This is a genomic window from Sphingopyxis sp., assembly GCF_050725615.1.
Lineage (GTDB): Bacteria > Pseudomonadota > Alphaproteobacteria > Sphingomonadales > Sphingomonadaceae > Sphingopyxis.
Genome location: NZ_JBOHHU010000158.1, coordinates 1 through 2,886, shown reverse-complemented (window position 1 = coordinate 2,886; position 2,886 = coordinate 1). Strand labels below are relative to the sequence as shown.

The 2,886-nt window shown below is 61.6% G+C and carries 4 protein-coding genes; 3 read left to right on the top strand and 1 reads right to left on the bottom strand.

The window, feature by feature from the left end; genetic code table 11:
• Window positions 1-63 precede the first annotated feature (63 nt).
• Window positions 64-519 carry a universal stress protein gene (locus ACREB7_RS20780; RefSeq protein WP_431594158.1) on the bottom strand — a complete coding sequence of 152 codons (456 nt, stop codon included), beginning with the start codon at window positions 517-519 and terminating at the stop codon, window positions 64-66.
• Window positions 520-677: 158 nt separating this feature from the next.
• On the opposite strand from ACREB7_RS20780, the gene ACREB7_RS20775 reads away from it, so the two are divergent.
• From ACREB7_RS20775 to ACREB7_RS20765, 3 genes are all read left to right on the top strand, one after another.
• Window positions 678-2,015, top strand: a complete 1,338-nt coding sequence (locus tag ACREB7_RS20775) for a pyruvate dehydrogenase complex dihydrolipoamide acetyltransferase (protein ID WP_431594157.1) — start codon at window positions 678-680, stop codon at window positions 2,013-2,015.
• Window positions 2,012-2,536, top strand: a complete 525-nt coding sequence (locus ACREB7_RS20770) for a hypothetical protein (RefSeq protein WP_431594156.1) — start codon at window positions 2,012-2,014, stop codon at window positions 2,534-2,536. Before ACREB7_RS20775 ends, ACREB7_RS20770 begins: the two co-directional genes overlap by 4 nt.
• Window positions 2,537-2,544: 8 nt before the next feature.
• Window positions 2,545-2,886: FAD-dependent oxidoreductase (locus ACREB7_RS20765; protein ID WP_431594155.1), on the top strand; the 342-nt coding region annotated here is incomplete at its 3' end.

Below are 2,886 nucleotides of genomic sequence, written 5' to 3'. Positions count from 1 at the left end.
GCGCCTATCCGAGAAGCGCCCTTCGACAGGCTCAGGGCTACGGTATAATTTCGATCGGATATTTTAACTCAGCGCGTCGAGCCGGCCGATATCGATCCCGCCCGGCACCAGCATCACCGGACAGGGGAGGGTTCCCGCATCCTGTCCGGTGAAATAGGCGACGAGCGGCCCGGGCGCCCCCGACGCCGCCGTCGCCAGCACCAGCGCGGCGACCTCGTCATTTTCGGCGATCACCTGACACACCACCTCGGCGGGCTTGCCCGCCTTGACCATGATCTGCGGCGTGACATTGGCTTCCTGCGCGACCGTATCGGCGGCGGCGGCCACCAGCGCCTCGGCATGTTCGCGCGCTTCGGCCTCGATCGTCGCCTGCACCCCGCCGAACGCGACGAAATCCTGCGGCGGGATGATCGCCAGCACCATCACGCCGCCCCCGGTGCGCGCCGCGCGCCGCGCCGCGAAGCGCAGCGCCAGGCTCGCTTCCGGACTGTCGTCGATCACGACCAGATATGTACGCATGCCCCGACCCCGCTATGCTTTTTGCGAGGGGAGAGTGCGTCACATTCGTATGAAAGGCAAGTTTGCGCCAATGGACCTTGACCGCAAACGCTCTTATGGCGAGGAACAATCCGTAGCGGCAGGCACGGCCTGCAAGACTGACAGGGATAAGCCAGACGATGCCGATCGAACTCAAAATGCCCGCGCTCTCGCCGACGATGGAGGAGGGCACGCTCGCCAAATGGCTGGTCAAGGAGGGCGATACGGTGAAGTCGGGCGACCTGCTCGCCGAGATCGAGACCGACAAGGCGACGATGGAATATGAAGCGATCGACGACGGCACGATCACCCAGATTCTGGTCGCCGAGGGCACCGACAATGTGAAGGTCGGCACCGTGATCGCGACGATCGCGGGCGAGGGCGAAGATACGAGCGCCAAGGCGGCGCCTGCCGCAGCACCGGCTGCGAAGGAAGAGGCACCGAAACAAGACGTCGCCCCCGCGAAGGCGGGGGCCGCTGGGGATAGCGCGCCCAACACACCGGCCCCCGCCTCCGCGGGGGCGACGGAGAAGGCCGCTCCCGCAGCGTCGGGCGACCGCATCAAGGCCAGCCCGCTCGCCAGGCGCCTCGCCGCCGAGCGCGGTATCGACCTGTCGGCGCTCAAGGGCAGCGGCCCTGGTGGGCGCATCGTCAAGGACGACCTCGACGGCGCTCCCGTTGGCGCGGCGGCGGCACCCGCTGCGGCTCCGGTCGCAGCAGCCCCTGCGGCCGCACCCGCTGCTCCGGCCGCCGCACCGGCAGCCGCCAGCGAAATCCCCGATTTCGGCATCCCGCACGAGGACAGCAAGCTGTCGGGCATGCGCAAGACGATCGCGCGCCGCCTGACCCAGTCGATGCAGGAATCGCCGCACATCTATCTGACGGTAGATATTCGCCTCGACGCCTTGTTGAAACTCCGCACCGAGCTCAACGCCAGCCTCGAAGGGCGCGGGGTCAAGCTCAGCGTCAACGACATGCTGATCAAGGCGCTCGCGGTCGCGCTAGAACGCGTGCCCGCCTGCAATGTCAGTTTCGGCGGCGACGTGATGCGGCATTACAAGCGCGCCGACATCTCGGTCGCGGTCAGCATCCCCGGCGGGCTGATCACCCCGATCATCGTCGATGCGGGCGGCAAGTCGATGTCGAAAATCTCGACCGAAATGGCCGAACTCGCTGCAAAGGCCAAGGAAGGCAAGCTCCAGCCCGGCGAATATCAGGGCGGCACCGCCAGCATCTCGAACATGGGCATGATGGGGATCAAGCAGTTCACCGCGGTGATCAACCCGCCGCAGGGCATGATCATGGCGATCGGCGCGGGCGAGAAGCGCCCCTATGTGGTCGATGACGCGCTGGCGATCGCGACCGTCATGTCGGCGACCGGCAGCTTCGACCACCGCGCGATCGACGGCGCCGACGGCGCGCTGTTGATGAAGACCTTCAAGGAACTGGTGGAGAACCCGCTGGGGCTGGTTGCTTGATGTCACCTAGCACAAAAGACAAGTTAGTCGGCGGTTTGGTAACGTTGGTCGTGACCGTCGTTGCGGCTCTTTTGTTAGCTTGGCTGACCCGATCAAGCCCGCCCAGCGGGACTATACTGTATATTGATAGTGATATCACTGAGCGGACTATTGGTTTCGATCCAAAGCAACTCAAAAATGTTGTGCAATCAGAAAGCTACATTAAGAAGATTGATTTTTTCAATTTGAAGAATGATTTGGCGGATTTCAGTATAATAATACCCGTTCAGCTCCCTGACAGTCAAAACATTTCTATAGAAACCAAGGTTGATAGTGCTTCTATTAAAGAAGTTTCTGGTAAGGATGATGTGGCACGACTTGGTGGGGTTCGAGTGGAGGTTGAAAAGATGAAAAAAGGTGGCCAGCTTACCGTCGAAATATCATCTGCTGATAAATTGAATATAAGCTATGTACGTCCTCACTCTCCGAGTGATGGAATCAAGATATTGTCTCCGTCTAGCCTTTTCCTTTACCTTGATTGAGATCTAACATGGAATACGACCTCATCGTCCTCGGTTCGGGCCCCGGCGGCTATGTCGCGGCGATCCGCGCGGCGCAATTGGGCCTGAAAACCGCGATCGTCGAGCGCGAGAATCTCGGGGGCATCTGCCTCAACTGGGGCTGCATCCCGACCAAGGCGCTGCTGCGGTCGGCCGAAATCTATCATTATATGCAGCACGCAGGCGATTACGGCCTGATCGCGCAGCAGATCAGCGCCGATATCGAAGCGGTGGTGAAGCGGTCGCGCGGCGTTGCGAAGCAGCTGAGCCAGGGCGTCGCCTTCCTGATGAAGAAGCACAAGATCACGGTGCATATGGGAGAGGGCAAACTC

Bases quoted from the DNA above. Each gene is read 5' to 3' on its own strand.
- ACREB7_RS20775 (WP_431594157.1), top strand. From the start codon at position 678: ATGCCGATCGAACTCAAAATGCCCGCGCTCTCGCCGACGATGGAGGAG.
- ACREB7_RS20780 (WP_431594158.1), bottom strand. From the start codon at position 519: ATGCGTACATATCTGGTCGTGATCGACGACAGTCCGGAAGCGAGCCTG.